Genomic DNA, 26,460 nt, shown 5'->3' with positions numbered 1-26,460 from the left:
CTGTTACGTCGCTGGGTAGCGACGGAGAAGCGGGTTGGCGACTTTGTTACTCCTCGTGGCCTTGGTCGCTGCTCATGCTGCCTTCGGCTGGCGGAGTTTCTCCGGGAGGGACTCCGCCGCCCGGCTCCAAGCCAGTGACGTTGCCGTCGAGGGGGTCGGGGTTGGCGGATGCAGCGGGGTCCTCGTCCTCATCCTGGCGCATGTCGGGATCCTCGTGGATGCTGTCGGCATCGGACGTAGTGTCAAACGGCCCTGTGGCGCCGGTTGCGCCGAAGCCCTGGGTTTCCTCATTCAAGTCTTTGTCGGTCACGATCAGCCCTTTCGTAAGCAAACTTACTAATGTGCTTGCTCCGCCAGCCTAACCGGGACCAGCTAAGCCAACAAGGTGAGCCGACAAACCGGCCCGCAACCAACCAAACACGGGACGCTCAACTCGTGCACCGGCGTCGTGCGTCAGGGGTCAATGGTGAGGCGTGGTCGCGGTGACAAAGCTCCGGATGGCATCCGCCACAGTCTTGGGGCGCATGTGTTGCGCCACGTGCCCGACCCCCGGAATCTCCACCAGACGCCCCTGCGTGACTGCCCTTGATAGCCGCAGCGCCCAGTCCGGTCCTGCCACATGGTCGCGGCTTCCCCTCAGAATCAGCACCGGCACTCCAACGCCGGCCAGCCGCTCCTCGGTACGGTAAGACATCATGACGGGTAGCTCAGTGAGGTACCAGCGCGGGCCGCAACGGAAGTAGTCCGAGATGACGATCCAGTTGGACGACGGGCTCTCACGTAGCAGTCCGTCCAGGAAGAGTGCCAGGGACTGGCGGCGCACGTTCTTGTGCCGGGAATCCACCACCGGCCCCATCAGCACCAACTGCCTGATTTGATCGGGGGCATGCAAGGCCGCCTCGATGGCAAACTGCACTCCCATCGAGTGGCCCACCAACACATAGGAATCGATGCCGCAGGTCTTGAGTGCCCCAGCAATGAAGGCGCCGTAATCCTCTACGGACAACTGGCGGCCGGGCTTGGGAGTGCCGCCAAAACCAGGCAGATCCAACGCATAGGTGGGCGCCCCCTCGGCCAGGACTCCATGCAACCGTGCCAAGTACCGATGCGACACGCCAATGCCGTGAATCAAGATGTATGCCGGCTCATTCCGGGGCTCTGCGCCCGGTTCCGGCGGCGGCGTGCCCTCGGCCCAGAGAATCCGTCCGGTCAGGCCCATTACGTCGACGTCGGCGGACAGCAGTGTTGCCGCCTTGCCCCGCGCGTTCACTGGTTTCCCAAACGTTGCAGGAACGCGGGGGCTCCTGGCCCGCTCACTTCGTGGTGTCCGATGGGTCGTCCAGACACAGCAAGCAGCAGGGCTATGGTGGGGCCTTCAACTGCCGGACCGTTGCCATGGCGGAATGACGTGTCAGTGGCTACCAAGCGCCAGCCCTCCGCGATTTCCTTGCCGCCACCCATTTTGGTGGTGGTCTTCACCTGATAGCTCAAAGCAGTAGCCACGTGCTCTGCGGGGTAGTCGCGGCTGATCCCCAGAGGCCGCCGGATGTCCTCGCCGTGGACGAACGCCTCAACCAAGCGGGTGGCCAAGCTCGCCGGAGGGCCCGAGGTCCGTGAAAGCACGGCGCGCAGCCCGTTCAATGTTTGCCCGGGTTCTCCGCTCTTTTCCCGCTCCACACCCACGGCGTTATCCCGGTCAAAGTCCATCCGAGCGGCGATCATCCGCCGAATGAAGTTCAGCCGCGTCGTCTTGGCACTGTCGATCACGTGGGCCAGAACGTCGTGCACATTCCAACCGGCACACAGGGACGGCGTCTGCCATTGAGCTGCCGGAAGCGGTTCCAGGTCCTGCAACAGGGCACGGCGTTCATGGTGCACCACGGGCCAGACGACTGAAGGGGAACTTGAAGCCATACCGCTATTCAACAGCATGCCGGGATTGGGGCTGGCTAGCGTGCCGCGTCATTCTCTTCCGCGGCGTCAACGCCCGCGCCCGCCTCGGCCTGCTGCTTTTTCTTCTGAGTTTCCAACCAAGCCATGATGGCTGCCTGCCGTATCCGACGATGCGTTCCCCGATACTCCACCGGGATCTCGCCACGGTCGGTCATGTTGCGCAGGTACGTGTGCGAGATGCCCGCGAGTTCAGCGGCCTGTGACGTGGTGAGCATTTCCTCTACGCTGCTCACCGTCACCGTTTCACCACGGCTCAGTCTCGCAAGGAGATCGACGACGGCGTCCCTCGCCTCGTCCGGTAGGCGGTGGACAGTTCCATCCACGAACACGGTGATGTCGTTGCTGTCCCCAAGGGAGCGCGCCAGGTTCCGGGCCTCGTCGGCTGGGAGGCCTGCCGTGACGCGGGGAGCTATCAATGCCATGGCAGAAGCCTAGCCTGTGGAGGGGCTGCCCATTTCGATGGCAAGTTGCGGGCAGCGCCGTGCGCACGGCACGGTGTGCAGCCTGGGCACGAAACGGGTAAGGCGGCAGCCAACCCGGGCAGCCTACAACGACGCCCGGAGCTCCGCGGCGTTGGCCAACTCTGCAGCCAACCCTTCACGTTCCATGGGGTTCAGGGCCAGGGAGTCCACGGAATCCAGGGCTTGCGCCGCGAACTCGAGGTTCCCGATGCGTAGCTTCAACTCAGCGAGATGCACCAGCAGCGGTAGCTTTTCCACGTCCGGGGCATCGGCATGACGTGACAACCCGGCCTCAAGCACCGATATCGCTATGGCGTCATCCCCGCGGGCATCTCCTTGCCGCGTAGCGTTCATCAGTACTCTTTCCAGGCGGCTTTCCGAGCCCTTGCCGTCTTCCTCCGTTGCCCCCAGAGCGTAGATCCGTAGCCAGTTGCCGCCCGGGTCCACGACTGTGAACCCGGCCGCGGTGCCCTGTTTCCGGCGGGGCCGGGTGATCCGGGGAAGCCCGGAAAGCGTCAACTTTCCGAAAGCAGCACGAAGTCCGGCGGCGAACTCGTCGTAAAGCACACCCGTATCAGGGACCAGCAAGATGGCACTGCCCATGGAGTTTTCGGGCTCGAAGGCTTCCAAGCCGAAAAAGTGGAGGTCGATCCCGCCCCGGTTGAAGCACACATAGGGGTTGGGTCGGGCCTGCCGGAAGGTCAGTGTGAAGCCCAGGGCCTCGTAGAACGGCACGACGTCGTCCACGTTACGGCAGGGCAGGATAGGGATCACGTGCTCGTTCATAACCCGAACCTACGCCCAGCCGGGCAAGCGAGCTACCCGATTCGCGGGTTCCCTGCGGGGCATGCCGTGCGCACGGCATTGTTGGCAGGGAACCATCGAAACGGGCGTGCCAGGGAAACCGCCAACCGACAAACTACTCCGCGTCCAAGTCCGTCTCCAGCAGCTTCACCAGTGCGTCCAGCGCAGCGTCCGCACCGTCGCCCTCGGCCCGCAGCACAACGACGTCACCCTTCGCGGCGCCGAGGGTCATGAGCGAAAGGATGCTGGCGGCGTCGAGCGCGTCATCGGCAGGTTCGCCTTGCATGGCAATGGTGACCTCCACGGGCTGCTCACCCGCGGCTTCCGCGAACAAGGCCGCCGGCCGGGCGTGCAGGCCGGAGCGGCTGGCGATGGTGGCTGTGCGTTCGGGCATGGTTTCTCCTTTGACAGAAACAAACAGAAGTTAGAGGCCGAGCTCTTCGAGCACGGGGAGCTTCGCGCGGACCCAGTCCCGAGCCTCAAGAGCGCTGGGAGCGGAAAGTGCGAGCGTGGCCAGTTCCTGCGCCTGCTCCAGCGTGACGGTTTTCAGGACAGTCCCGACGGCGGCCAGCGAGCGGGCAGTCATGGACAGTGTGGTGACTCCCAAGCCGGTTAGTACGACGGCGAGCGCAGGGTCAGCTGCTGCCTCACCGCAGACGCCCACGGGCTTGGCGGTACCCTCGCGGCCAGAGCTTTCCTGTTCCGCACCTTCAACGGTGAGCTGCACCAGCCTCAGCACGGCGGGCTGCCACGGAGTGTTGAGTTCCGCGAGGGGTCCGAGTTGGCGGTCCGCGGCCATGGCGTACTGGGTGAGGTCGTTGGTGCCCAGCGAGGCGAAGCCGACTTCGCGCAGCACGGTGGCGGCAGTCAAAGCAGCAGAGGGAACTTCCACCATGACACCCGGCGTCTGGATTCCGGCGGCCGCACACAGTGAGGCGAACCGTCCGGCTTCTGCGGCCGTCGAGATCATGGGGGCCATAACCCAGACGTCTGCCTCGGACTCCGAAGCTGCCCGGGCGATGGCCTCGAGCTGACGCTCCAAGACGCCCGGTGTAGTGAAGTCGGTGCGGTAGCCGCGGACACCCAGTGCAGGGTTGGGTTCGGTGGCGTCGGTGAGGAAGGGGAGCGGCTTGTCGGCCCCGGCGTCAAGGGTGCGGAGGACAACTTTCTTGCCCGGGAATGCGTCGAACACGGCCTTGTAGGCTGCGGCTTGCTCGTCCACGGAGGGCTCGGTGTCCCGCTCCAGGAAGCAGAATTCCGTGCGGAAAAGGCCAACGCCCTGGGCGCCCAAAGCGGCAGCCGCCACGGCGTCCTTGGCTCCACCGACGTTGGCGAGGAGCGGCACCAAGTGGCCGTCCGCCGTCGTGCCGTTTCCGTCGAATTCGGCGAGGGTGGCGGAGGTTTCCGCCCAGGCCGTGGCGGCGGCGCGGTGTTCGTCAGTGGGCGAAACAGCAACGAAGCCAGCCGCACCGTCCACGTACACCTCGGTTCCATCGGCGATGTCATCAACACCATGTGCTGCAACTACGGCCGGCAGGCCGAGCGAGCGCGCGATAATGGCGGTGTGGGACTGCGGGCCGCCACCCGAGGTGACCAGCGCCTGCACCACTGCGGGATTCAGGGTTGCGGTGTCGGCGGGAGCGAGGTCCTCGGCTACCAGGATGAAGGGCGTGTCAGAGGCAGGGATGCCGGGAGCGGGGACGCCGCGAAGTTCGGCCACGATGCGGGCGCGCACATCCAGGACGTCCGTGGCTCGCTCGGCCATGTAGCCGCCCAGGTTGTGCAGCATTTCGGAGACGGACGCACCGGCTTCCCAGATGGCCCTCTCCGCAGAGGAACCTGCAGTGATGAGCTTGCTCGCAGACTTCAGGAGCATGGTGTCTTTGGCCATGAGGGCTGTGGCTTCGAGGACGGCTTTGCCGTCGCCGGAAGCGCTGTCCGCGCGTCCCTTGAGCTCGTCATGGACCGCCTGCGCAGCCGCTTTCAAGCCCGCGACGGCGTCTTCCGGTTTCACGTCCGTAGCCAATCGTTCTCCCGACGGCGGCTCGCTCACCGGCTTGGGCATCTGGCGGACGGAACCAATGATGCGGCCAGGGCTTACCCCTACTCCTTGGAAATTCTGCACTGAATCCTCTGTTCCTGCTTGTTGGTTCAGGCCCGCCGGCGACGGCACCGGGGGCCTCGAAAACTAGCCTACAAAATTCCTTTGTGAGCCACTTCATATAGCAACGCTATAGGTGCTAGGGTAGCGGTTATGAGTTTCGATGACCAGCTTCCGCCTAAAATTCGGTTGCTTCGCGCAGCTGCCGAATTGCTGGCGAATTCGGAGGGGTCAGCAGTCTCGACGCGCCAGATCACCAAGCTTGCCGGGGTCACGGCGCCAACGCTTTACCACCACTTTGGCGACAAGGAAGGCCTGTTCGACGCCGTCGTATCAGCCGGGTTTGAAGAGTATGTGGCGGGGGAGCGGGATTTTGCACCGTCCGGGGAGCCCTTGGAAGACGTCCGGCGAATGTGGGATAACCACGTTCAGTTCGGACTGAGCCAACCCCATCTTTACCTGGTCATGTTCGGCAACATCAGACCGGAAAGCCGCCCGGCAATCGTCGCCGATGCTGAAGCGCTTCTGGAGGAGATGCTGAACAAAGCCGCCATCGCCGGCCAGATCAACGTGCCGCCCCGGGAAGCGGCGCGGAGCATCTTGGCGGCCAACGTGGGCGTCACGCTCATGCTGATCGCTGAACCGGTGGAGGAACGGAATCTCGAGCTCTCAACCATGACGCGGGATTCCATGATTTTTGCCGTCTCCACGGACACCGCCCGTGGCGCCGCAGCAGAGGACTCCGGTAAGTCCTCGGTAGTTGTTGCGGCAATCGCCCTGAATGCGGCACTGCAGGCCTCGCATTCGGACCAACTTTCCAGCTCTGAATTGAAGCTCTTCCTTGAATGGCTTCACCGCATTTCCAGCAGCTCCTAAGGCTGCGCTCTCTCGATCTATATCGACTGACCCCGCGCCGCCGCGGGACACACGTTAGGAATTCACATGGCAACAGAGACAGTTGCGAAGCCCCGCACCAGCGTGCGCGTTGGTGTACAAAAGTTCGGCACCTTCCTGTCCGGCATGATCATGCCCAACATCGGCGCCTTCATCGCCTGGGGCCTCATCACGGCCCTCTTCATCGAGAAGGGCTGGATTCCAGTTGCGGAACTGGGCGGTTTCGGCACAAACGCCGAGGGTGATCCCAACGTGGGCATCGTCGGCCCCATGGTCACGTACCTGCTTCCGATCCTGATCGCCTATACAGGCGGCCGGATGGTTTACGACGTCCGCGGCGGTGTGGTCGGCGCCATCGCAACCATGGGCGTCATCGCAGGTACTGACGCGCCGATGTTCATCGGGGCCATGATCATGGGCCCACTGGGTGCCTGGACCATGAAGAAGATCGACGCCCTGTGGGACGGCAAGATCCGCCCCGGTTTCGAGATGCTGGTCAACAACTTCTCGGCCGGCATTTGGGGAGCGCTGTTGGCCTTGGGTGGCTTCTACGGCCTTTCCTGGGTAGTTCAGCGCTTCACGGACGGTGCCGGCGCAGTTGTCGGGTTCCTGGTCAACAACGGCCTGCTGCCACTGACCAGCATTTTCATCGAGCCGGCCAAGGTCCTGTTCCTCAACAACGCCATCAACCACGGCGTGCTGACTCCGCTGGGTATCCAGCAGTCGCTGGAACAGGGCAAGTCCATCCTGTTCCTGCTTGAAGCCAACCCCGGCCCGGGCCTGGGCATCTTGCTGGCGTACATGTTCTTCGGCCGCGGTGCCGCCAAGGCTTCGGCTCCCGGTGCTGCGATCATCCACTTCCTCGGTGGTATCCACGAAATCTACTTCCCGTACGTCCTGATGAAGCCGATCATTATCCTGGCTGCCATCGGCGGTGGCATGACGGGAATCGCTACCCTGGCCATCACCAATTCCGGCCTGGTTGCACCTGCCGCGCCGGGTTCCATCATCGCGGTTTTGGCACAGACGTCCCGTGACAGCTACGTTGGCGTGATTCTCGCTGTCGTCCTGGCCACGGCCGTGTCCTTCCTCATTGCCGCGGTCATCCTGCGGACCTCCAAGAACAAGGGTGAGGACGACCTTTCCGCAGCTACATCCCGTATGGAGTCCATGAAGGGCAAAAAGAGCTCCGTCTCCTCGGCACTCACCGGTAACAATGCCGGCGCCCAGGGTGGCGCTGTCCTCACCCGCCCTGTCCAGAACATCGTGTTCGCTTGCGACGCCGGCATGGGTTCCAGTGCCATGGGTGCCTCGGTCCTGCGAAACAAGATCAAGGCCGCAGGCTTCCCGGACGTCAAGGTCACCAACTCGGCCATCGCCAACCTCAACGACAGCTACGACGTTGTGGTCACGCACCAGGACCTGACAGAACGCGCCCAGCCGAGGACGGCCAGCGCCGTTCACTACTCGGTGGACAACTTCATGAACAGCCCCAAGTACGACGACATTGTTGAACTGGTCCGCAGCAGCAACACTGAAGGCGCGGCTTCCGATGCAGGAACGACGGCGGAATCCACTGCCGGAGCGCAGTCTGCCGCCGCTGCAACCGCTGCTGCCCCTGCCGCCCACGGTGCGCATGTCGCCGAGCCGGCTGCCGCCGTCGGAGGCCAGGCAACCGAACGTAAAGGTGTCCTGCTTCGCGAAAGCGTGGTCCTGAACGGCTCTGCAACCGACCGTGACGCAGCGATCGACGAGGCCGGAAAGCTCCTGCTGGATCGCGGCGCCGTGGATGTGAGCTACGTCCATGCCATGCACGAGCGCGAGGAATCCGTGTCCACGTACATGGGCAGCTTCCTGGCCATCCCGCATGGCACCAACGACGCCAAGGAACACATCAACCATTCGGCAGTGTCCATCATCCGTTACCCGGAGGGCATTGACTGGGGCGGCAAGCAAGTGAAGTTCGTGGTGGGCGTCGCTGGCCTCAACAATGAACACCTCCACATTCTGTCCTCCATCGCAAAGATCTTCACCAACAAGGCGCAGGTGGCCCAGTTGGAGGAAGCAACCACGGTTGATGAAGTTTTGGAGCTGTTCGGAAAGGTCAACGCATAGTGAAGGCAGTCCATTTTGGCGCAGGCAACATCGGGCGTGGCTTTGTGGGGCTGCTGCTTCACGAAGCCGGCTATGAGGTGGTGTTCGCGGATGTTGCGGATGCGCTGATCAGCCAGCTCGCATCGGCCAGCAGCTACGACGTCCACGAGGTAGGGGAGAACCCGGCGGTCAAGACCGTCACCGGCTTCCGCGCTTTCAACTCGGGTTCGCAGGAACCAACGGTGGTGGAGGAAATCTCGACGGCGGATGTGGTCACCACTGCTGTGGGGCCGCACATCCTGAAGTTCGTGGCACCGGTGATCGCCCGCGGGCTGGCCGCCCGGCCCACGGGCTTGCCACCTCTGCAGGTCATGGCTTGCGAGAACGCCATCAACGCCACGGATCTCCTCCACACGGAGATCCGGGCGGCCTGGGACGACTCCGCCGGAGACTTGGACGCCGTCGCAGTTTTCGCCAACACGACGGTGGACCGTATCGTCCCCAACCAGGCGCCGGGCCAGGGCCTGGATGTCACGGTTGAGACCTTCTACGAGTGGGTCATTGACCGCACGCCGTTTGACGGCAACGCGCCTGTGATCCCGGGCGCCACGTTCGTGGACGAACTTGGCCCGTACATCGAGCGCAAGCTGTTCACTGTGAACACCGGCCATGCCTCGGCAGCCTACTTTGGTTACGCAGCGGGCTTGGAGAAGATCTCCGATGCCATGGCGGATCCGTCAGTGGCTGCGAAGGTCCGGGCCGTGCTGGAGGAAACCAAGGAACTGCTGGTGTCGAAGCACGGGTTCGTGGAGGCCGAGCAGGAAGCGTATGTGCAGAAGATCCTGTCCCGTTTCACCAACCCCCACCTGCCGGACACGGTGAACCGCGTGGGCCGGGCGCCTCTGCGGAAGCTAAGCCGACATGAGAGATTTATTGGCCCTGCTGCTGAGTTGGCCGAGCGTGGCGTGACGCCGGTTGCCCTCCTTGAGGCAATGTCCGCTGCCCTCCGTTTCGACGACGGCAACGACGACGAAGCCGTGGAACTCGCCAACTTGCTGACCGAAATGGACGCGGCTGCCGCCGTCGAGCGCATCACGGAACTGACGCCGTCGCACCCGCTGTTCCCGGCAGTGCAGAAGCTGGTGGAGGATCGGCAAGCCGAAGCGTAACCATTCCGATGCAAAGTCATAAAGGCTCTCCAGCGGGAGAAAAACAAGTGAGTTATGTCACTATTACCCGCTGGAGAGCCTTTCGGTTTTGAAGTTAGCCTCACCTTACTAATAGAGTCAAAAAGATATTAGGCAACACATCTATGACTTATTAGTGAGTGGAGTACCGGCATGAAAAAGAGGCTGTCGAGCTACATCGGGGCACTGGCTGCAGGTGCTGCCTTGCTGACCGTTACGGCGTGTGGCGGCGGGGCGACGGCGTCCTCGCAGCCCGAGGAAGCCAGCACCATCACCATCGAGCACGCCCAGGGCTCCACCTCCAACGTTCCCGTGAACCCGGCCAAGGTTGTCACCTTCGACCTCGGCGTTTTGGACACCATGAACGCGCTCGGCGTCGAACCCGCCGGTGTTCCCGAAGCGAGTTACCCGAAGGCGCTGAAGAACTTCTCCGACGCAAAGTACGCCAAGGTCGGTTCCCTCAAGGAACCCGATTTCGAAGCCGTCAGCTCCGCCGCTCCGGACCTCATCATCATCTCCGGCCGCACCGCCGGTGCCTATGAGGAACTGAGCAAGATCGCGCCTACCATCGACCTCTCCGTTGACGCTGCCAAGCCCATGGAAAGCTTCAAGGCCCAGACCGAAAAGCTCGGCAAGATCTTCAAGAAGGAAGACGAAGTCGCTTCCAAGCTCGCAGAGGTAGACAAGACCGTCGCGGACACCAGGACCAAGGCTGCTTCGGCTGGCAAGGGCCTGATCGTGCTTACCTCGGGTGGCGAAGTCACGGCATACGGCGCCGGCTCCCGCTTCGGCATCATCCATGACGTCCTGGGCGTTCCGACTGCCGCCGATGTCAAGGCAGAGGGTTCCCATGGCGAAGCCGTTTCCTTCGAATACATCAAGGAAACCAATCCGGACATCCTCTACGTCATCAATCGCGACACCGCTGTAGGCACCGCGGGCTCCACCGCCAACCCGATCCTGGACAACGAGCTCGTGAAGTCCACCAACGCCGCCAAGAACAACAAGATCGTCAACCTCGATCCTGCCGGCTGGTACGTCGTCGGCTATGGCTTGAACAACGTTCAGGCCATGGTCACGGCAGTGGCCGACTCGGTCGCCTAATACCGCATCACCTGAAGCTCTGACGTGACAACTACAGCCGTGCACCCCACGGCACCAGCAAGCCGCAACCGGACTGGCGAGACCGCCCGCCTGGTTGCGGCTGCTGCCGTTGTGCTGGTGATCGCCGTCGGCAGTATCTTCGTTGGGGTCAGTGACGTCTCACTGCCCGCCTTGTTGGCGAACGACGCCGGTACTTGGGAGATCTTCTGGGTCTCCAGGGTGCCGCGCACTTTGGCTGTGGTCCTGGCCGGGATGGCCGTCGCCGTGGCCGGGTTGATCATGCAGCTCATGGCCCGGAACCGCTTTGTTGAGCCGTCCACCGTGGGCACCGTTGAGTCAGCGACGCTCGGGATCCTGGTGGTCACTGTGTTGGCTCCCGACTCTCCGATTCTCACCAAAATGCTGGTCGCTTCCGTGTTCGCCGTTCTGGGCACAGCACTGTTCCTGGCCATCCTCCGCAGACTTCCTGCGCGGAACACGCTGCTCATTCCTTTGGTGGGCATCATGCTTGGTGGAGTCATTGCGGCCGTCACCACGTTCTTCGCCTACCGCTTCGACCTCCTCCAAACCCTCAGCAACTGGATGGTGGGTGACTTCTCCGGCGTGCTCCGTGGCCGGTATGAACTGCTGTGGATCGTGGCTGTGCTGGTGTTGATGGGCCTCTTTGCTGCTGACCGCTTCACCGTTGCCGGCATGGGCCAGGACTTCACCACCAACCTGGGCCTCAACTACGCCCGCACTATGCGGCTTGGCCTGATGATCGTCTCTTTAATCTCGGCTGTTGTGGTTACCACTGTGGGGGCAGTGCCGTTCCTCGGCCTGGTGGTCCCAAATATCGTCTCCCTGCTGTTCGGCGACAACCTCCGCCGAGCTGTTCCCTGGACCGCGCTTTTTGGAGCCGCGTTCGTGCTGGTCTGCGACATCATCGGCCGGACTATCCGATTCCCCTATGAGGTTCCAGTGGGCATGGTCATGTCAGTCCTCGGCGCCATCCTCTTCCTCTTCCTGCTCCTGAGGAAACGCAATGCCTGAAACTTCCGTATCCGTGGCACCCGGCTCTCCAGTTTCCAGCCGCCCTCGCTGGTTCACTCCCAGGCGCTGGCGCGACGCCATCCGAAGCACCCCGCCGGGGCTGGTGATCGCCATCCTGGCGATTGCCGCCGTCGTGCTTGTTGCCGTATTCCTGACGATCGACCTCAGGGGCAACATCGCGTATGTGCTGCCACGCCGGGCAATCAAAGTGTCCGCGATGCTGCTGGTGGCCGTGGCAGTGGGGGTGTCCACCCTGCTGTTCCAGACCGTGACGGCCAACCGGATCCTGACGCCGTCCATCATGGGCTTCGATTCCCTCTACATCCTGGTGCAGACCGCCCTGGCGTTCGTTGCCGGTGCGGCCACGTTGGCGACCGCTCCCTCTGCGCTCAAGTTCGGGGTCGAGATCCTGCTGATGGTGGGGTTCAGCGCGTTCCTTTACCGGTGGATGTTCACGGGTGCCACGCGATCGCTGCATCTGCTATTGCTCGTGGGGATCGTGCTGGGGACGTTGTTCCGCGGTTTTTCCTCGCTCCTGCAGCGGCTCATGGAACCCAGCGAGTTCATCATCCTTCAGGACTTGTTCTTCGCCAGTTTCAACAACGTGGATCCAGGGCTACTGGGTGTTTCCGCTCTGCTGATTGCCCTTGTGTGCTTTGCAGTGTGGCGCATGCGGCACACTCTGGACGTGCTGGCGCTTGGCCGCGAAGTGGCCATCAACGTGGGCGTGGACCACAAGCGCGTGGTGATGCGGGTGCTGCTCGGGTGCTCGCTGCTGGTGGCGATTTCCACTGCCTTGGTGGGTCCCGTGACGTTCTTCGGCCTCCTGGTTGTCAGCCTCGGTTACCAGCTATGCCGCGGATTCCGGCATGCGTGGCTGCTGCCGATCGTGGTGCTTATCGGGGCCATTGCACTGGTGGGCGGTCAGTTGTTACTGGAGCGGGTGTTCGGGTTCGCCACTGCCCTGAGCGTGATCATCGAATTCACGGGCGGCATCCTCTTCCTTTACCTGTTGTTGAAAGGCTCGCTGAAATGATCGCTGTTATGACTGGGGTCCACCCATGATTACCGTCCGCAATGTAACCAAGCGCTACGGCGGCACCACCGTTCTGGATGACGTGTCCTGCGATATTCCCCGGGGCGGCATCACGTCCATCATTGGTCCCAACGGGGCAGGCAAGTCCACGCTGCTCTCGCTGATCAGCCGACTGCAGCCCATGGACGCCGGGGGAGTATCCGTCGCCGGACTGGACGTTACCGCGACGCCCAGCAGGGAACTGGCCAAGACCATGGCAATCCTCCGGCAGGAAAACCACCTGACCATGCGGCTGACTGTCCGTGACCTCGTGGCGTTCGGGCGCTTTCCGCACAGCGGTGGCCGGCCTACGGTTGAGGATCTTGAGCACGTTGATGAGGCCATCCGACAGCTGGACCTTACCTCCATGGCAGACAAGTTCGTAGACGAGCTCTCCGGCGGTCAGCGCCAACGTGCCTACATTGCGATGGTCCTGGCGCAGGACACTGAATACCTGTTGCTGGACGAGCCGCTCAACAACCTGGACATGAAGCACTCCGTGGAAATGATGCGGCTGCTGCGGCGCTTGGCCGATGAGCTTGGAAAGACAATTGTGCTGGTGGTCCACGACATCAACTTTGCGTCCTGTTACTCGGACACCATCCTGGCCATGAAAAACGGCCGCCTCATCCATCAGGGCACGCCCTCGGACATCATGCGTGCGGGGATGCTGCACGACGTCTACGACATCGATATCCGCATAGAGGAGATCGACGGCAACCGCATCGGCGTGTACTTCGCCTGACGCTCCTGAACGCAGGTTCCGGAAAATATCAGCAACCTTACTTTCGAGGCAAAAGGCTGCTAACTTGGCAGCATCGCTGATGTGGATCGCCGGACCGGACCGTGGCCCGGCAGCGGAAAACAGGAGGTATCTTCAGTGAACGACACCCCTCAGCACAATGAACTGCCCTTGGCTGATTACGATCACATCCCCAGCGGAACCTTGCCGTCCCGCATCTCTGGCCTTGACCGGGATGGAATCGAGCAACTCCTCAGCTACGAGCGCGCCCATGGCAACAGGCTCCCGGTCGTCCAAATTTTGGAGCACCGGCTGGATGCGCTCAAGAACGGCGCGGAGCCCAGCGGAACCACCTCTCCCAGCACTCCCGAGGTCAGCCGGACCAGTACGGGTTCACCCGTCAGCCCGGCAACCTCCGGCCCGCCCATCAACCCGCCGTCCCAAGGCGTTCCCACCAATCCTTCACAGCCGCGGTGACGTGAAGTAAGAGGTGATGTGGATTAAACGCCGACGTCGGCACCCAGGCCCGGGTGCCGACGTCGTGGTTTCTGAGTGTTTCAGCGTTAGCGCGCTGAGGCGGTTTCGCCTTCAGCCATCGCCTTCCACTCGGCCACGCGGGCCTGATGCAGGGGCGACTTGCGGACCACAGCGTAGGCAACGCCGAGGATGGCGAACCAGATGGGCGTCACCAGCAGGGCCGTGAGCGTATCCGGCTGCGTGGTCAGTGCCCAGACGAGGAACGCGAAGAACGCGAACACCACCCACACCATGGGGATGCCGCCGGGCATCTTGAACGGCGAGGCTGCGTGCTGTTCGGGACGGCGTTTGCGGTATACGAGGTAGCTGGCCAGGATGATGGACCAGACGAACATGAAGCAGACGGCGGACACGGTGGTCACCATGTCGAACGCCACGCCAACGTCCTTGCCTGCGTACAGAAGTGCGACGCCGGCCAGCAGCAGGACGCAGGAGAGGAACAATGCGTTCTGGGGTACCTTGCGGCTGGAGAGGCGGCCGAAGAGCTTGGGTGCGTCGCCGTCGTGGGCCAGGCCGTACACCATGCGGGACGTGGAGTAGATGCCCGAGTTGGCCGACGACATAGCCGAGGTGAGCACTACGAGGTTGACCACGGTAGCTGCCATGCCAAGGCCGGCGAGCGAGAACATGGCGATGAACGGGCTCTGGCCCGCCTTAAACTCAGTCCACGGGGTGACTGACATGAGGATGATGAGGGCGCCCACGTAGAAGAGCATGACGCGCAGGGGGATGGCGTTGATGGCGCGGGGGAGGTTGTGCTCCGGGTTCTTCGTTTCAGCGGCGGCAGTGCCCACCAGTTCGATGCCCACGAACGCGAAGACGGCGATCTGGAAGCCGGCTACGAAGCCCATGAATTCCTTGGGGAAGAAGCCGCCGTGGCTCCAGAGGTTGGTGAAGCTCGCCGTGCCTGCGTTGGACTGGAAGCCGGTGAAGATCATCACCAGGCCCACCACGATCAGCGCCACGATGGCCACGATCTTGATGAGGGCGAACCAGAATTCGGTCTCACCGAAGGCCTTCACGGTGGGCAGATTGAGGAGCAGCAGGATGATGATGGTGGCGATGCCCGGGATCCAGAGCTGGATTCCCGGCCAAAGTTCGTTGGCGTAGCCCGCAATCGCGATGACGTCGGCCACGCCGGTAACCACCCAGCAGAACCAGTAGGTCCACCCGGTGAAGAAGCCCGCCCAAGGGCCAAGGAGATCGCCAGCGAAGTCGCTGAAGGACTTGTAGTTCAGGTTGGAAAGCAGCAGTTGGCCCATTGCCCGCATGACGAAGAACAGCATGAAGCCGATGATCATATACACGAAGATCACGGAGGGGCCGGCGACAGAGATGGTTTTGCCGGAACCCATGAACAGGCCGGTTCCGATTGCGCCGCCGATGGCAAGAAGCTGAATGTGGCGGTTGCTGAGCGAGCGTGACAGGTGGGGCTCGCTGTCCCTGCTGGAGACGTGGAGCTTCCCCTGTGTTGTCTGATCGGACATTAGTTCAAGAACCCTTCGAAGGATCCGCCAAAATGGTGACGGCCGTTACAAATCTGTTCGATAAAGCTATAGCTAATGCCTGACTAATGGCGAATCGGTCTGCATGGCGAAAGCTCCCTTGTAGAGAAAAGGGAGCTTAAGCCGTTGTTTGGCTTGATGAATCACTAGGCGATCTGGCGTTTGTAGGCAGCTGTGGCAAAGGCGTACGCGACGATGAGGATCCCCAGGCACCAAGCCAGGGCCACCCAAATGTCACCGCCCACTGGGCGTTGTGCGAACAGGTCCTGGATGGTGTTCACGATTGACGTCACCGGCTGGTTTTCGGCGAACCAGCGGACCGGCCCGGGCATGGTCTCCGTCGGAACGAAGGCCGAGCTGATGAATGGCAGGAAGATCAGCGGATAGGAGAACCCGCCCGCGCCGTCCACCGATTTCGCTGAGAGACCGGCGATGATCGCAATCCACGTGAGCGCCAAGGTGAAGAGCGCCAGGATTCCCGCGACGGCCAGCCAGTCCAGCACGTTGGCCGAAGTGCGGAAGCCCATGAGGAGAGCCACCAGGACGATGATCACCAGCGAAAGTCCGTTGGCCACCAGCGACGTCAGCACGTGGGCCCAAAGAACGGATGGGCGCGCGATCGGCATGGACTGGAACCGCTCGAAGATGCCGCTCTGCATGTCCGTGAACAGCCGGACGGCCGTGTAAGCGATGCCGGAGGCGATCGCAATCAACATAATGCCCGGGAGCAGGTAATTTACGTAGTTCCCGGCGTCGGTCCTGATGGCTCCGCCGAACACGTAGACGAACAGCAGCATCAGGGCGATAGGCGTGATCGCAGTGGTGATGATGGTGTCCATGCTCCGGAAGATGTGCCGCATGGAACGGCCCAGCAGGACCGAGGTGTCTGCGAAGAAATGGGTACTCATGGCCTGTCCTTTACTGACTCGTTGTTACCCGCTGGGGCGCCGGTATTGGCACCTGTTCCCACCAGTGCCAGGAAGATGTCCTCCAGGCTCGGCTGCTTCTCCACGTATTCCACCTTGGCCGGCGGCAGCAGCTGCTTGAGCTCGGCGAGGGTGCCATTGGCGATGATGCGTCCCTCATGCAGGACGGCAATCCGGTCCGCGAGCTGCTCGGCTTCGTCCAGGTACTGCGTGGTGAGCAGGACCGTGGTTCCTTGCTTGGCGAGATTCCTGACGATTTGCCATACCTCCAGCCGGGCCTCCGGGTCCAGGCCGGTAGTTGGTTCGTCCAGGAAGATCACCTTCGGGTCGCCGATCAGGCTCATGGCAATGTCCAGGCGGCGGCGCATGCCGCCGGAGTACGTCGCCACCTTGCGGGAGCCTGCCTCGGTGAGGCTGAACTGCGCCAGCAGATCGTCCGCGATTCCGCCCGGGTTCTTCAAGTGACGCAGCTTGGCCACCAGGACCAGGTTCTCCTTGCCGGTCAGGACTTCATCCACAGCCGCGAATTGCCCAGTGAGGCTGATGGACTGCCTTACTTGGAGCGACTCCGTTGCAACGTCAAAGCCCTCGACGGCGGCCGAGCCGGCGTCCGCCTTCAGCAGGGTGGACAGGATCTTCACCATGGTGGTCTTGCCCGCTCCATTGGAGCCCAGGAGGGCAAAGATGCTGCCGGGTGCTACTTCAAAGTCCACGCCGCGGAGCACATGCAGGTCCTTGTAAGACTTCTCGATACCCTGTACCCGGATTGATGTGGGAGTCATGATTCCGCCTCCTTCGCTTTGTCGATTGCCTTGGTAAGGCGCTCGCGTTCCTTGTCGATCCAGCGCTTACCGCCGTAGGACTGGGCGAAGGTTTCGGCGAATTCGATGGGATCTTCGCCCACGATTTCGCTCACGGGCGTCCCGTCGATTGCGGCCCGTTCCCATAGGTCGGCCAGGTCGGTGAACATCTGCACCATGGTGTCGCCTTCAGTAACGCCGCCGTAGTACATGAGGTACCGGTTGAAGGCGGTGGCCACGGTCAGGTAGGGCTCAGGCAGGGCATTCATCCTGGCCTTGGCTTGCTTGTACTGCTTCTTCTGTTCGAGTGATCCGGTGACCAGTTCGATCCATTTCGCTGCCATGTTATTTCCCTTCCTTGCGGAGCTCTTCAATCCGTCCGGACAAGAAGCTCCAGGTGTTCCAGAATTCGTTCAGTTCCTTTTCGCCCTGTGTGTTGAGCGTGTACACCTTGCGGGGTGGCCCTTTTTCAGACGGGCGCTTTTCGACGTCTACCAGCCCCTTTTGCTCGATCCTGACGAGCAGTGCGTACACAGTGCCTTCAGCGATCTCGGTGAAGCCCTGCTCCCGGAGCAGCGTAGTGATTTCGTACCCGTACGCTGCCTTTCCGGTCAGGAGTGCCAGAACAATGCCCTCCAATGTGCCTTTGAGCATCTCCGTCATTTGCTTGCCCATCGGACACCTCCCTCGCTACTCAGTATTACTAGCTACCACTACATAGTAGAACTAGGTACCGGTACTTAGTATTACTGAGTTCCGGGTTTGTTCTGTCGGATGGCAAGCTGGGGTGGTGACTACTCAATCCGGTGCCGTGCCCGCTTTGTTTACCGCCGCCGTCGAGCATGGAACCTTCACCCTCAGGCGTGCCCGGAGGAGTGACCTGCCGCGGATCCTCGCGTTACTGGCCGACGATCAGCTGGGCGCTACACGCGAACGTGCCGACGATTTAGTGCCGTACGAGCGGGCTTTTGACGCGATCGACGCCGACCCTGCGCACCTTCTGGTAGTGGGCGAACTCGATGGCGATGTTGTGGCTACCTTCCAGCTCAGCTACCTTCCCGGTTTGTCCCGCAAGGGGTCCTGGCGGGCGCAGATAGAGGCGGTGAGGGTTTCTGAGGTGTTGCGGGGACAGGGTGTGGGTGCGCTCATGATCCGGTGGGCTATTGAGCAGGCCCGGGAGCGTGGCTGCTCGCTCGTGCAGCTCACCACGGATAAGTCCCGCGTTTCGGCCCATCGTTTCTATGAGCGGCTGGGCTTTGTTGCGAGCCACGAGGGCATGAAGCTGACGCTGTAAACCGGGGGTGTCCCGCGCTTGTTCGCCTGACGTGCCGTAAAGCGGAGGGGTGGGCGGACGGGATGTGGATTCGTGGGGCTCTTGGTACCTGCGATGGGCCTGGGGGAGGTTGTTTTCCACATAGGGGGATTCCCGCCTTACGGTGCCCTATGCCCGCTGGAAGAGTTGGGCTATGGAGACAGTTCGAGAGCGGCAAGGGATTGACACCGGTTCATTTGCCTTCGAGGTTGGGAGCAAGGCCGGCGAGTCCTTGTTCGATGTTCCATCCCTCATCGCACTGCTGAGGGACGTTCGCCTTGGTTCTTCCAGCGTTCAGCTGATTGATCAGCTGCGTGGGTTGGAGGAGCTGAAATCTTTAATTACCAGTGTGCAGGCCCGTGCTGCGGTGGCTTTGGACCTTGCACAACGGCGTGGGCAGGCAACTGCTGGTGTTCCCTCTTCGGAGCAAGGGCAAGGTGTCGCCGCTCAGCTTGCGTTGGCCAGGCGTGAATCACCGAACCGCGGCTCCCGCCTCCTTGAACTCGCGAAGGTGTTGGTCACCGAGATGCCACGCACTATGGCCGCGTTGGAATCAGGCCAGCTCAGTGAATGGCGCGCAACCTTGCTCGTGCGGGAGACGGCCTGCCTATCCTCTGAGGATCGGTGCGCGGTGGACGAGGAACTCGCACCTGACATGGGCACCTTCGAGGGTGCCGGTGATAAAGCAATCATCGGCGCCGCGAAAGCCGCCGCCTATCGGCGCGATCCCCGTTCCGTTGCCCAGCGCGCCAGTCATGCCGCTTCTGAGCGAACAGTGACCCTGCGCCCGGCACCAGACAGCATGACTTACCTGACTGCCCTGCTTCCTGTATCCCAAGGGGTTGCCGTCTATGCCGCGCTTACCCGCAAGGCAGACTCTGCACGTTCCGGTGGGGACTCCCGGATCCGCGGACAAGTCATGGCGGATACCCTCGTTGAACGCATCACCGGGAGGCGCGGCGGGGTTAGCGGCGTCGACCTCGAGCTCATCATGACGGACCGCTCGCTGTTGCAGGGAGATAGCGAACCGGCCCGCCTCAAGGGTTATGGGATAGTCCCGGCAGCGTGGGCAAGAGCCCTGGTTAGCGCTGGCGGTCCTGCCCCATCCGGAAGCGAAGGGGCGTCCGCGACGAGCGGTGGTCCGGTGCCAAAGCAGGACGCGGAGTTCGCTGTGTGGCTTCGCCGGCTCTATACAGCGCCGTCCACGGGCGAACTCATCACTATGGACTCCAAGGCACGGCTCTTCCCGCCAAGATTGAGGCGTTTTGTCGAAGTCCGGGACGATACCTGCCGCACGCCCTACTGTGACGCGCCCATCAGGCATATCGATCACATCGTCCCGTGGCATTCGGGTGGCACCACAACCGTCAACAACAGCGCAGGACTCTGCGAAGCATGCAACCACACCAAGGAAAACCCTGGCTGGACGACAAAGCGGGTGGCCGAAGAGGTCCACACGCTGGAAGTCAGCACACCAACAGGGCATAGCTACCGATCGTCCGCGCCGCCCCTGCCTGGGGATGTGCGCAGACCCCCTCACCGGTAAGGACTTGACTATTAGGCACCCTAACTATTAGGGTGCCTAAGTATGAGCTCCTTTGATCCCCGGCTACTTGACCTGGCGCAGGATTTTCGCGAGTCACTACGACTCGGCGTGTACATGTTTCGTCGTCTTGATCCTGAAGGTGACCTTACCGCCGCGCAACTCAGCCTGCTGTCCATGATTTCCGACGGCGGCCTCCGCGTGGGCGATATCGCCAAGAACCTGGGCATCAAAGTCCCCAGTGCTACGGAGCAAATCATCAAGCTTGAGCGTGCCGGCCTGGTCACCCGCAAGCAGGATCCCGACGATTCACGAGCCGTCCAGGTGGTCATCACAGAAGCCGGGACGGCCGCCGTCGACTCTGCCAATCAGCGACGCAACGCGATGGTGGCCGAGTTGCTCCAGGACCTCAGCAACGACGAGATCGAACATCTTGCCGCAGCCTTGCCCGTAATTGCCAAGCTCAACAGCTCGTTCCAAAGCTAAGAAAACCAGCACCGTCTAACCAAACCAGCACTGATAACCAAACCAGCACTGATAACCAAACCAGCACTGATAACCAAACCAGCACCGTCTAACCAAACCAGCACCGTCTAACCAAACCAGCACCGACAGGGAGCAATTGAATGTCACGCCAGTTGGCTGACGCTTCAGCAAGCGCCGAAACAACCACGGAAACCGTCTTGGAAGCTGAGAAAGCTTCCTTCCTCAAGCAGCCCAAGGCGGTGTGGGCCACCGCGCTCGCGGCCGTTTTTGCCTTCATGGGCATCGGGCTCGTCGACCCGATTCTTCCTGCTATCGCTAAGAATCTTCAGGCATCCACCAGTGAAGTCTCGCTGCTTTTCACTAGCTACTTCCTGGTGACGGCGATCGCCATGTTGATCAGTGGGTTCGTGTCTTCAAGGATCGGTGGAAAGAAAACCCTGTTGATCGGATTGGCGATCATCGTGGTGTTCGCTTCGTTGTCCGGCTTTTCCGGCAGCGTTGAACAACTGGTGGGGTTCCGGGCAGGCTGGGGTCTTGGTAACGCTTTGTTCGTTGCTACCGCCTTGGCAGTGATCGTAGGCGTGGCCAGTGGCGGTACCGGGACGGCCATCATCCTTTATGAAGCAGCACTTGGCTTGGGTATCTCGCTAGGCCCCCTGCTTGGCGCGCTCCTTGGCGGCTGGCAGTGGCGCGCACCGTTTTTCGGCACCGCAGTGCTCATGGCCGCGGCCTTCATCGCGCTGCTCGCATTGTTGCCCAAAACGCATCCTCCCGCTAAGAAGTCCCGCCTCAGGGATCCGCTGCTGGCACTCGGGCACAAGGGCCTGCGGACTACTGCAGCCAGCGCGTTGTTCTACAACTACGGCTTCTTCACCATCCTCGCCTTCACCCCCTTCATCCTGGGCATGGACGCCTATGGCATCGGGGGAGTGTTCTTCGGCTGGGGTGTGGCTGTTGCCGTATTCTCTGTCTTCGTGGCTCCCGCTGCGCAGAAGCGGTTCGGGGCCGTTAAAGTCCTGACCGGAACACTAGCGGCGCTGATGCTCGATCTGGTCGGCCTGGGACTGGCTGCTGGGCACTCGGTGACAGCCGTCGTCGTGCTTGTCATCTTGGCAGGCGCCCTTCTGGGAATCAACAACACGGTTTACACGGAACTGGCTATGGGTGTCTCTGATTCACCGCGCCCTGTTGCATCCGCCGGCTACAACTTTGTGCGCTGGATGGGTGGCGCGCTTGCGCCATTCGCGGCAGCCCAGCTGGGGGAGCACTTCGGCCCGCAGGTCCCGTTCTTCGCAGGTGCCGTGGCCATGGTTATCGCCATCCTGGTCGCTTTCGGAGGACGCGCCTACCTGAAATCCCACGAACCGCAGTTGGTCTAACCCGTTACGAAACACAAAAAGCCCGGCGGAACTGAACTGGTCAGAATCTGCCGGGCTTTTTGGTGAACTACTTGGCTTCGTCCGAGGTGACCGGCAGCGGCGCTACTGGTGCCCCCTTTGGAACAAACAAGGTTTCAGCCTGTTCCAAGGACATACCGTTCGTCTCGGGGACCTTGAACATGACAAAGAAGAACGACGCCGCCGCGAAGGCTGCGTACATGGCGTACGTCAAGGGCAGCGAACCTGCCGCCATGATGGGGAAGCTGAGCGTGATGGCAAAGTTGGCGATCCACTGCGCAGCGGCAGCCAGGCCCAAGGCACGGGCGCGGATGCGCGACGGGAAAATCTCGCCCAGCAGCACCCAAACGAGCGGACCCCACGAGGCACCAAAGCTGATGACGAAGACGTTTGCAGCCACGAGGGCCACCGGACCCCAAGCACCGGGAAGGCTGATCTCGGAGCCGGTGCCAACAGCAGAGGAGAACGCCAGCGCCATAACGCCCAGGGATGCGGCCATGCCGATGGAGCCGGTCAGAAGAATGGGGCGACGGCCGATCCGGTCCACCAAGGCGATGGCCACCAAGGTCACCAGGATGTTCGTGACGGACGTGGCGACGGAGATCGTCAGGGAGTCCTTTTCCTGGAACCCGACGGCCTTCCACAACGTGGTGGAGTAGTAGAAGATCACGTTGATGCCAACGAACTGCTGCAGAACGGACAGGATGATGCCGATCCAGACCACCGGGAGCAGACCGAACCTGTTGCCCCGGAGCGAGCCCTTCTTAGTGGAGAGCTTTTCCTGTTGGATGGATTCCTGGATCTCGCGGATGTGGCGTTCGATGTCATCGCCGGGGATCAGTTTGTTGAAGATGGTGCGGGCTTGGTCTTCCTTGCCGTTGAGCACCAGGAAGTGTGGGGACTCCGGCAGGCGGAAAGCGATCCAGCCATACACGGCCGCGGGTGCGGCACAAGCGATGAACATCCACCGCCAGGCTTCAATGCCCAGCCACAACGTGCCGTCCGCACCGCCAGCCGAGTTTGCGAGCACAGCGTCGGAGAGCAGGGCTGCGAAGATACCGGTGGTGATGGCGAGCTGCTGAAGCGATGCCAAGCGGCCACGTACGTGCCGTGGGGAGATTTCCGAGATGTAAGCCGGGGCAATAACCGAGGCGAGCCCGATGCCCAGGCCGCCCACTAGCCGCCAGAAAATGAGGTCCCAGACGCCGAACGCAAGCCCGGTTCCCACAGCGCTCACCAGGAAGAGCACTGCGCCGATCTTCATGGCTGGGATTCGGCCGTACCGGTCCGCAATCTTCCCGGCGAAGTAGGCGCCGGCGGCACAGCCCAACAGGGCAACGGCCACGGCGAAGCCTGTTAGTGCTTCGCTCATGACGAACTCGTCGGCCATGGCATCCACGGCACCATTGACCACGGACGAATCGAAGCCGAAGAGGAACCCGCCCACTGCGCCGGCGACGGCCAGGCCGACCACCTTCCGTGAAACAGGGGGCGCGCCTTCGGTGCTGGAACTGGACATGGGTCTCCCTTGGGGAATGGGGTTTGGGAAGCGAAGTGCGGGTCGTCGTCGGCTGTCCGACGGGGACGCCGGTGCACTCGCGCTACACAGTGTGGCACGTCATATCCGCTAAGTTCCAGTCAAGTGACGGACGTGACATTCATTCAGATCATTAACGCAGCACCTCGTGTCTGGCGGCTGGGAGTTCCCTAAAAGCCTCTTTGGCGCTCTTCTGGTCCGTTGCGAGGGCTGTTGAGTCCACTACTTGAACGCAAACACGACGCCGGATGGCGACTCTTGCACCCAAGCTGAGTGCCGCCGTCGTCAAGCTGCGGGAGCTGACTGTGCCGCTAGGAGAACTCCCTTAACGCTGCTGTCAGAAGGTCTCCCGGTGCGCCGAGGCGCGTGTGCACGCCGTGGGCTGCAATCAATTCACCGGCGATGACTACCTGCGTTACGTCGCTGGCCGTCGCGCTGAAAGCCAATTGCAGGGGCCGTGTCCCGGCAGTCCGGGTGGAAGCGGGATCCACCACCATGAGGTCGCAAATCGCGCCGACCCTCAGTGCAGCCGAAGTGACGGGTGTGGCCATGGAGCGAGCTGCTCCTTCGGTTGCGGCCCGCAGCAGTTCCCCTGGTGAGAACCTTCCACGCTGCCCAGTGCCCAGCCGCTCTCCGTGTTCCAGGGTGCGCATTTCAATCCAAGGATCGATCACCGCATGTTGGTCGGTTCCCAAGGCGATAGTGGCTCCGGCATCGGAAAGTTCACGGGCGGGGCCAATCCCGTCCGCGAGGTCGGCTTCCGTGCTGGGGCACATGACAATAGTGGTTGATGCTGCGCCCAGCATGGAAATATCCTGCTGCGTCAGGTGCGTGGAATGGACTGCCGAGAGCCTGGAAGACAGGAGGCCATGGCGTTCCAAAAGACCCGCGGGAGTGGTGCCGTAGGCCTCCAAGCACGCTTGGTTCTCGGCAGGTTGTTCGCTCAGGTGGATGTGAAGGGGAATGTCGCCAGGGAGTTGCTTGGCAACAACCTTCAGGGCCTCTTCGGGCACGGCGCGGACGGAATGCAGGGCGGCTCCTACGGCCACCATGTCTGGTGGAAACTCCTGCGCTATTGCGGTCCGGAGGGAACGCAACCGGTCCAGCCACGCCTCCACGTCGGTGTCCCCGAACCTTGCCTGCTCGGGACTGAGCGAGGTGCCAATTCCACCGGACAAGTACAAGGTGTCCAGAAGTGTCAGGCGGATCCCTGCCGAGATTGCTGCGCGGGCTAGGGCCAACTCCATAGCGTGCGGCTCTGGATACGCCGCGCCACCGGGTTGGTGGTGCACGTAGTGGAACTCGGCCACGCTGCTGAAACCTGTCACTACCATCTCAGCGAACACTGCAGCGGCGAGCTTCTCGTACTTCTCCGGAGTCAGCTCCGACGCGCTCCGGTACATCTGCTCCCGCCACACCCAGAAATCTCCGCGCCCGTCATGCGTTCTGCCGCGGAGGATCCTGTGGAAGGCGTGCGAATGGGCGTTGGCAGCCGCGGGGAAGACGACGCCCATCAGTTTCGTGTCGCCGGTTTGGGGCTGTGCACCACTTTCCATTGCCGAGATGCGTCCATCGATAGTTTTCACGCGCACGCCCGTAGCTACCTCCGGAAGGGCGGTGCCGCCGTCGTGAGCGCCTGCGATGATGGCGGTCTCACACCAGAACGTGCTCACAGGAGTCCCTCCAGAACATCGGCCAATGCAGCAGCGCCTACGGACGCGTCCTCGTCGGCTACGTACTCCTCTGGTGAGTGTGAGATGCCGCTGGGGTTACGGACAAAGAGCATCGCTGAGGGGACGTAACCAGCCAGTACGCCGGCATCATGCCCTGCGCCGGTTGCCAGCACTGGAGCTCCCGGCAGAAGGTTGGTGATGCGACGACTCAAGGTGCCATCAAAGTGCACAGTATCGCTGTAGGACTCCTCGGTGAGGGTCGCGGTGCAACCTTCCGCCGCGGCAACGTCCTGGGCTGCGCGGTAAATTGCTTCGATGAGTTGAGCGGTCACGGCGTCGTCGGGATGGCGGGCGTCCAGCCAAAGGTCCACGCGCGAGGCGATGACGTTGGTCCCACCTGGAACGGGCGTCAGGCGCCCCACGGTTGCGCGGGCGTCGGGCTGCTTGGCGGCTGTGTCCCGAACGGCCAGGACGACCTGCGCCGCTGCGACCATCGGATCGGCGCGGTCTGCCATGAGTGTGGTGCCGGCGTGGTTGCCTTGGCCATTGATGCTGATCTTCCAGCGGCCGTGGCCCAGGATGGAACTTCCTACAGCGATCGCAGGACCGCCCTGCCCCAAGCCCTTGCCTTGTTCTACATGCAGTTCAACGAAGTCGCCGATGCGCGCCATGGCTTCCGGATCCGGACCTACATGACGGGGATCCAGGCCGTTGGCACTGGCAACGTCGGCGAACGAATCGCCGTTGACGTCGCGCAGATTCAGGGCCTTCTCGACGTCGATCGCACCGGTGAGGAGCCGCGAACCCAGGCACGCCACTCCAAAGCGTGACCCTTCCTCCTCCGGAAAAACCGTGACTGCCAGCGATCGCGGCGGCTGGAGTCCGCGCGCCCTGAGGATGTCGACGGCGGCCAGCGCGGAAGCGACGCCGAGCGGACCGTCGAAGGCGCCCCCACCGGGCACCGAATCCAGGTGGCTTCCGGTGACAAGGGCGCCGTCATGGGGCCTGCCCCACCATGCCCAAATAATGCCGTTCCGGTCGGTTTCCACGTCGAGGCCGCGTTGCTGGGCTTGCTCGATGAACCACTGCCTGAGGTCGAGTTCGGGTGTCGTATAGACGGCCCTCGAGTAACCTCCGCGCACCGCGTCGCGGCCTACATCCTGTATCGAGGCTAGAAGCTGATTGACGGTTTCCACGTATTTCCTCCGATTGAAGACTGCCACCAAGTAAAAACCAGATGCCACCACATGACAAGGGCCTGAAGGACTATTTACGTGGTGGAAACATAACCACCGCC

27 protein-coding genes are annotated in these 26,460 nt (G+C 62.2%); 12 read left to right on the top strand and 15 right to left on the bottom strand.

The window, feature by feature from the left end:
* Window positions 1-46 precede the first annotated feature (46 nt).
* The 7 genes from ACIQTW_RS18850 to ptsP form a co-directional block, all read right to left on the bottom strand.
* Window positions 47-310 (bottom strand): DUF6480 family protein, encoded by a 264-nt coding sequence (locus tag ACIQTW_RS18850; RefSeq protein ID WP_402940124.1) that lies wholly within the window; start codon window positions 308-310, stop codon window positions 47-49.
* 150 nt (window positions 311-460) lie between these two features.
* Entirely contained in the window at window positions 461-1,219 is a 759-nt protein-coding gene (locus ACIQTW_RS18845; protein WP_402940387.1) for an alpha/beta fold hydrolase, read from the bottom strand.
* Window positions 1,220-1,266: 47 nt separating this feature from the next.
* Window positions 1,267-1,932 carry a maleylpyruvate isomerase family mycothiol-dependent enzyme gene (locus tag ACIQTW_RS18840; protein WP_402940121.1) on the bottom strand — a complete coding sequence of 222 codons (666 nt, stop codon included), beginning with the start codon at window positions 1,930-1,932 and terminating at the stop codon, window positions 1,267-1,269.
* 17 nt (window positions 1,933-1,949) lie between these two features.
* Window positions 1,950-2,375, bottom strand: coding sequence for a helix-turn-helix domain-containing protein (locus tag ACIQTW_RS18835; RefSeq protein ID WP_402940118.1), 426 nt, complete (start codon window positions 2,373-2,375; stop codon window positions 1,950-1,952).
* Between the two features lie 123 nt (window positions 2,376-2,498).
* Complete coding sequence (locus tag ACIQTW_RS18830) at window positions 2,499-3,200, bottom strand: hypothetical protein (protein ID WP_402940116.1); 702 nt, start codon at window positions 3,198-3,200, stop codon at window positions 2,499-2,501.
* Between the two features lie 133 nt (window positions 3,201-3,333).
* Window positions 3,334-3,612, bottom strand: a complete 279-nt coding sequence (locus tag ACIQTW_RS18825) for an HPr family phosphocarrier protein (RefSeq protein ID WP_089596564.1) — start codon at window positions 3,610-3,612, stop codon at window positions 3,334-3,336.
* A gap of 30 nt (window positions 3,613-3,642) precedes the next feature.
* Window positions 3,643-5,343 carry a phosphoenolpyruvate--protein phosphotransferase gene (ptsP, locus tag ACIQTW_RS18820; protein ID WP_402940113.1) on the bottom strand — a complete coding sequence of 567 codons (1,701 nt, stop codon included), beginning with the start codon at window positions 5,341-5,343 and terminating at the stop codon, window positions 3,643-3,645.
* Window positions 5,344-5,472: 129 nt separating this feature from the next.
* Here ptsP and ACIQTW_RS18815 point away from each other — a divergent pair, with 129 nt between their 5' ends.
* The 8 genes from ACIQTW_RS18815 (at window position 5,473) to ACIQTW_RS18780 (ending at window position 13,924) form a co-directional block, all read left to right on the top strand.
* The gene (locus ACIQTW_RS18815; protein WP_017198635.1) at window positions 5,473-6,195 is read left to right on the top strand and encodes a TetR/AcrR family transcriptional regulator; all 723 of its coding nucleotides are present in this window, start codon (window positions 5,473-5,475) and stop codon (window positions 6,193-6,195) included.
* Between the two features lie 66 nt (window positions 6,196-6,261).
* Complete coding sequence (locus ACIQTW_RS18810) at window positions 6,262-8,328, top strand: PTS mannitol transporter subunit IICBA (protein ID WP_402940109.1); 2,067 nt, start codon at window positions 6,262-6,264, stop codon at window positions 8,326-8,328.
* Window positions 8,328-9,476 (top strand): mannitol-1-phosphate 5-dehydrogenase, encoded by a 1,149-nt coding sequence (locus ACIQTW_RS18805; protein WP_402940106.1) that lies wholly within the window; start codon window positions 8,328-8,330, stop codon window positions 9,474-9,476. The genes ACIQTW_RS18810 and ACIQTW_RS18805 overlap by 1 nt, the downstream gene beginning before the upstream one ends.
* A 171-nt stretch (window positions 9,477-9,647) precedes the next feature.
* A complete protein-coding gene (locus ACIQTW_RS18800; protein ID WP_402940104.1) occupies window positions 9,648-10,598 on the top strand; it encodes a siderophore ABC transporter substrate-binding protein in 951 nt (316 codons plus the stop codon).
* Between the two features lie 24 nt (window positions 10,599-10,622).
* Window positions 10,623-11,630, top strand: a complete 1,008-nt coding sequence (locus ACIQTW_RS18795) for an ABC transporter permease (RefSeq protein WP_402940101.1) — start codon at window positions 10,623-10,625, stop codon at window positions 11,628-11,630.
* Entirely contained in the window at window positions 11,623-12,666 is a 1,044-nt protein-coding gene (locus tag ACIQTW_RS18790) for an iron chelate uptake ABC transporter family permease subunit (protein WP_402940098.1), read from the top strand. The genes ACIQTW_RS18795 and ACIQTW_RS18790 overlap by 8 nt, the downstream gene beginning before the upstream one ends.
* Window positions 12,667-12,691: 25 nt before the next feature.
* Complete coding sequence (locus tag ACIQTW_RS18785; RefSeq protein ID WP_402940095.1) at window positions 12,692-13,450, top strand: ABC transporter ATP-binding protein; 759 nt, start codon at window positions 12,692-12,694, stop codon at window positions 13,448-13,450.
* 135 nt (window positions 13,451-13,585) lie between these two features.
* Window positions 13,586-13,924, top strand: a complete 339-nt coding sequence (locus ACIQTW_RS18780; RefSeq protein ID WP_402940093.1) for a hypothetical protein — start codon at window positions 13,586-13,588, stop codon at window positions 13,922-13,924.
* Window positions 13,925-14,010: 86 nt separating this feature from the next.
* Here ACIQTW_RS18780 and cycA read toward each other — a convergent pair whose 3' ends face one another.
* The 5 genes from cycA to ACIQTW_RS18755 form a co-directional block, all read right to left on the bottom strand.
* The gene (cycA, locus tag ACIQTW_RS18775; RefSeq protein ID WP_402940090.1) at window positions 14,011-15,471 is read right to left on the bottom strand and encodes a D-serine/D-alanine/glycine transporter; all 1,461 of its coding nucleotides are present in this window, start codon (window positions 15,469-15,471) and stop codon (window positions 14,011-14,013) included.
* A gap of 164 nt (window positions 15,472-15,635) precedes the next feature.
* On the bottom strand, window positions 15,636-16,397 hold the full coding sequence (locus ACIQTW_RS18770; RefSeq protein ID WP_402940087.1) for an ABC transporter permease: 762 nt from the start codon (window positions 16,395-16,397) through the stop codon (window positions 15,636-15,638).
* A complete protein-coding gene (locus tag ACIQTW_RS18765) occupies window positions 16,394-17,197 on the bottom strand; it encodes an ABC transporter ATP-binding protein (RefSeq protein ID WP_402940084.1) in 804 nt (267 codons plus the stop codon). The genes ACIQTW_RS18770 and ACIQTW_RS18765 overlap by 4 nt, the downstream gene beginning before the upstream one ends.
* Window positions 17,194-17,559 carry a DUF1048 domain-containing protein gene (locus ACIQTW_RS18760; protein ID WP_402940082.1) on the bottom strand — a complete coding sequence of 122 codons (366 nt, stop codon included), beginning with the start codon at window positions 17,557-17,559 and terminating at the stop codon, window positions 17,194-17,196. The genes ACIQTW_RS18765 and ACIQTW_RS18760 overlap by 4 nt, the downstream gene beginning before the upstream one ends.
* A 1-nt stretch (window position 17,560) precedes the next feature.
* Window positions 17,561-17,890, bottom strand: coding sequence for a PadR family transcriptional regulator (locus tag ACIQTW_RS18755; protein ID WP_141283837.1), 330 nt, complete (start codon window positions 17,888-17,890; stop codon window positions 17,561-17,563).
* 112 nt (window positions 17,891-18,002) lie between these two features.
* Here ACIQTW_RS18755 and ACIQTW_RS18750 point away from each other — a divergent pair, with 112 nt between their 5' ends.
* The 4 genes from ACIQTW_RS18750 (at window position 18,003) to ACIQTW_RS18735 (ending at window position 21,935) form a co-directional block, all read left to right on the top strand.
* Complete coding sequence (locus tag ACIQTW_RS18750; RefSeq protein ID WP_402940077.1) at window positions 18,003-18,509, top strand: GNAT family N-acetyltransferase; 507 nt, start codon at window positions 18,003-18,005, stop codon at window positions 18,507-18,509.
* A gap of 172 nt (window positions 18,510-18,681) precedes the next feature.
* Window positions 18,682-20,073 (top strand): HNH endonuclease, encoded by a 1,392-nt coding sequence (locus tag ACIQTW_RS18745; RefSeq protein ID WP_402940075.1) that lies wholly within the window; start codon window positions 18,682-18,684, stop codon window positions 20,071-20,073.
* A gap of 42 nt (window positions 20,074-20,115) precedes the next feature.
* Window positions 20,116-20,556, top strand: coding sequence for a MarR family winged helix-turn-helix transcriptional regulator (locus ACIQTW_RS18740; RefSeq protein ID WP_402940072.1), 441 nt, complete (start codon window positions 20,116-20,118; stop codon window positions 20,554-20,556).
* Window positions 20,557-20,696: 140 nt separating this feature from the next.
* Window positions 20,697-21,935, top strand: a complete 1,239-nt coding sequence (locus tag ACIQTW_RS18735) for an MFS transporter (RefSeq protein WP_402940069.1) — start codon at window positions 20,697-20,699, stop codon at window positions 21,933-21,935.
* A 67-nt stretch (window positions 21,936-22,002) separates the two neighbouring features.
* Here ACIQTW_RS18735 and ACIQTW_RS18730 read toward each other — a convergent pair whose 3' ends face one another.
* The 3 genes from ACIQTW_RS18730 to ACIQTW_RS18720 form a co-directional block, all read right to left on the bottom strand.
* Window positions 22,003-23,472 carry a sugar porter family MFS transporter gene (locus ACIQTW_RS18730; protein WP_402940066.1) on the bottom strand — a complete coding sequence of 490 codons (1,470 nt, stop codon included), beginning with the start codon at window positions 23,470-23,472 and terminating at the stop codon, window positions 22,003-22,005.
* 329 nt (window positions 23,473-23,801) lie between these two features.
* The gene (locus tag ACIQTW_RS18725) at window positions 23,802-25,163 is read right to left on the bottom strand and encodes a formimidoylglutamate deiminase (protein ID WP_402940063.1); all 1,362 of its coding nucleotides are present in this window, start codon (window positions 25,161-25,163) and stop codon (window positions 23,802-23,804) included.
* Window positions 25,160-26,359 carry an allantoate amidohydrolase gene (locus ACIQTW_RS18720; RefSeq protein WP_402940060.1) on the bottom strand — a complete coding sequence of 400 codons (1,200 nt, stop codon included), beginning with the start codon at window positions 26,357-26,359 and terminating at the stop codon, window positions 25,160-25,162. Before ACIQTW_RS18720 ends, ACIQTW_RS18725 begins: the two co-directional genes overlap by 4 nt.
* Between the last annotated feature and the right edge of the window lie 101 nt (window positions 26,360-26,460).

It is taken from the genome of Paenarthrobacter sp. NPDC090517 (genome assembly GCF_044769165.1).
Lineage (GTDB): Bacteria > Actinomycetota > Actinomycetes > Actinomycetales > Micrococcaceae > Arthrobacter.
Note: the sequence above shows the minus strand (reverse complement) of the source record. Positions and strands in the feature narration are given on the sequence as shown.

What these genes read in the sequence shown, in the direction of transcription:
- ACIQTW_RS18845 (WP_402940387.1), bottom strand. Translation starts at nt 1,219, where the DNA reads ATGGGCCTGACCGGACGGATTCTCTGGGCCGAGGGCACGCCGCCGCCG.
- ACIQTW_RS18840 (WP_402940121.1), bottom strand. Translation starts at nt 1,932, where the DNA reads ATGCTGTTGAATAGCGGTATGGCTTCAAGTTCCCCTTCAGTCGTCTGG.
- ACIQTW_RS18835 (WP_402940118.1), bottom strand. Translation starts at nt 2,375, where the DNA reads ATGGCATTGATAGCTCCCCGCGTCACGGCAGGCCTCCCAGCCGACGAG.
- ACIQTW_RS18830 (WP_402940116.1), bottom strand. Translation starts at nt 3,200, where the DNA reads ATGAACGAGCACGTGATCCCTATCCTGCCCTGCCGTAACGTGGACGAC.
- ACIQTW_RS18825 (WP_089596564.1), bottom strand. Translation starts at nt 3,612, where the DNA reads ATGCCCGAACGCACAGCCACCATCGCCAGCCGCTCCGGCCTGCACGCC.
- ACIQTW_RS18815 (WP_017198635.1), top strand. Translation starts at nt 5,473, where the DNA reads ATGAGTTTCGATGACCAGCTTCCGCCTAAAATTCGGTTGCTTCGCGCA.
- ACIQTW_RS18810 (WP_402940109.1), top strand. Translation starts at nt 6,262, where the DNA reads ATGGCAACAGAGACAGTTGCGAAGCCCCGCACCAGCGTGCGCGTTGGT.
- ACIQTW_RS18800 (WP_402940104.1), top strand. Translation starts at nt 9,648, where the DNA reads ATGAAAAAGAGGCTGTCGAGCTACATCGGGGCACTGGCTGCAGGTGCT.
- ACIQTW_RS18790 (WP_402940098.1), top strand. Translation starts at nt 11,623, where the DNA reads ATGCCTGAAACTTCCGTATCCGTGGCACCCGGCTCTCCAGTTTCCAGC.
- ACIQTW_RS18785 (WP_402940095.1), top strand. Translation starts at nt 12,692, where the DNA reads ATGATTACCGTCCGCAATGTAACCAAGCGCTACGGCGGCACCACCGTT.
- cycA (WP_402940090.1), bottom strand. Translation starts at nt 15,471, where the DNA reads ATGTCCGATCAGACAACACAGGGGAAGCTCCACGTCTCCAGCAGGGAC.
- ACIQTW_RS18770 (WP_402940087.1), bottom strand. Translation starts at nt 16,397, where the DNA reads ATGAGTACCCATTTCTTCGCAGACACCTCGGTCCTGCTGGGCCGTTCC.
- ACIQTW_RS18765 (WP_402940084.1), bottom strand. Translation starts at nt 17,197, where the DNA reads ATGACTCCCACATCAATCCGGGTACAGGGTATCGAGAAGTCTTACAAG.
- ACIQTW_RS18760 (WP_402940082.1), bottom strand. Translation starts at nt 17,559, where the DNA reads ATGGCAGCGAAATGGATCGAACTGGTCACCGGATCACTCGAACAGAAG.
- ACIQTW_RS18755 (WP_141283837.1), bottom strand. Translation starts at nt 17,890, where the DNA reads ATGGGCAAGCAAATGACGGAGATGCTCAAAGGCACATTGGAGGGCATT.
- ACIQTW_RS18745 (WP_402940075.1), top strand. Translation starts at nt 18,682, where the DNA reads ATGGAGACAGTTCGAGAGCGGCAAGGGATTGACACCGGTTCATTTGCC.
- ACIQTW_RS18740 (WP_402940072.1), top strand. Translation starts at nt 20,116, where the DNA reads ATGAGCTCCTTTGATCCCCGGCTACTTGACCTGGCGCAGGATTTTCGC.
- ACIQTW_RS18735 (WP_402940069.1), top strand. Translation starts at nt 20,697, where the DNA reads ATGTCACGCCAGTTGGCTGACGCTTCAGCAAGCGCCGAAACAACCACG.
- ACIQTW_RS18730 (WP_402940066.1), bottom strand. Translation starts at nt 23,472, where the DNA reads ATGTCCAGTTCCAGCACCGAAGGCGCGCCCCCTGTTTCACGGAAGGTG.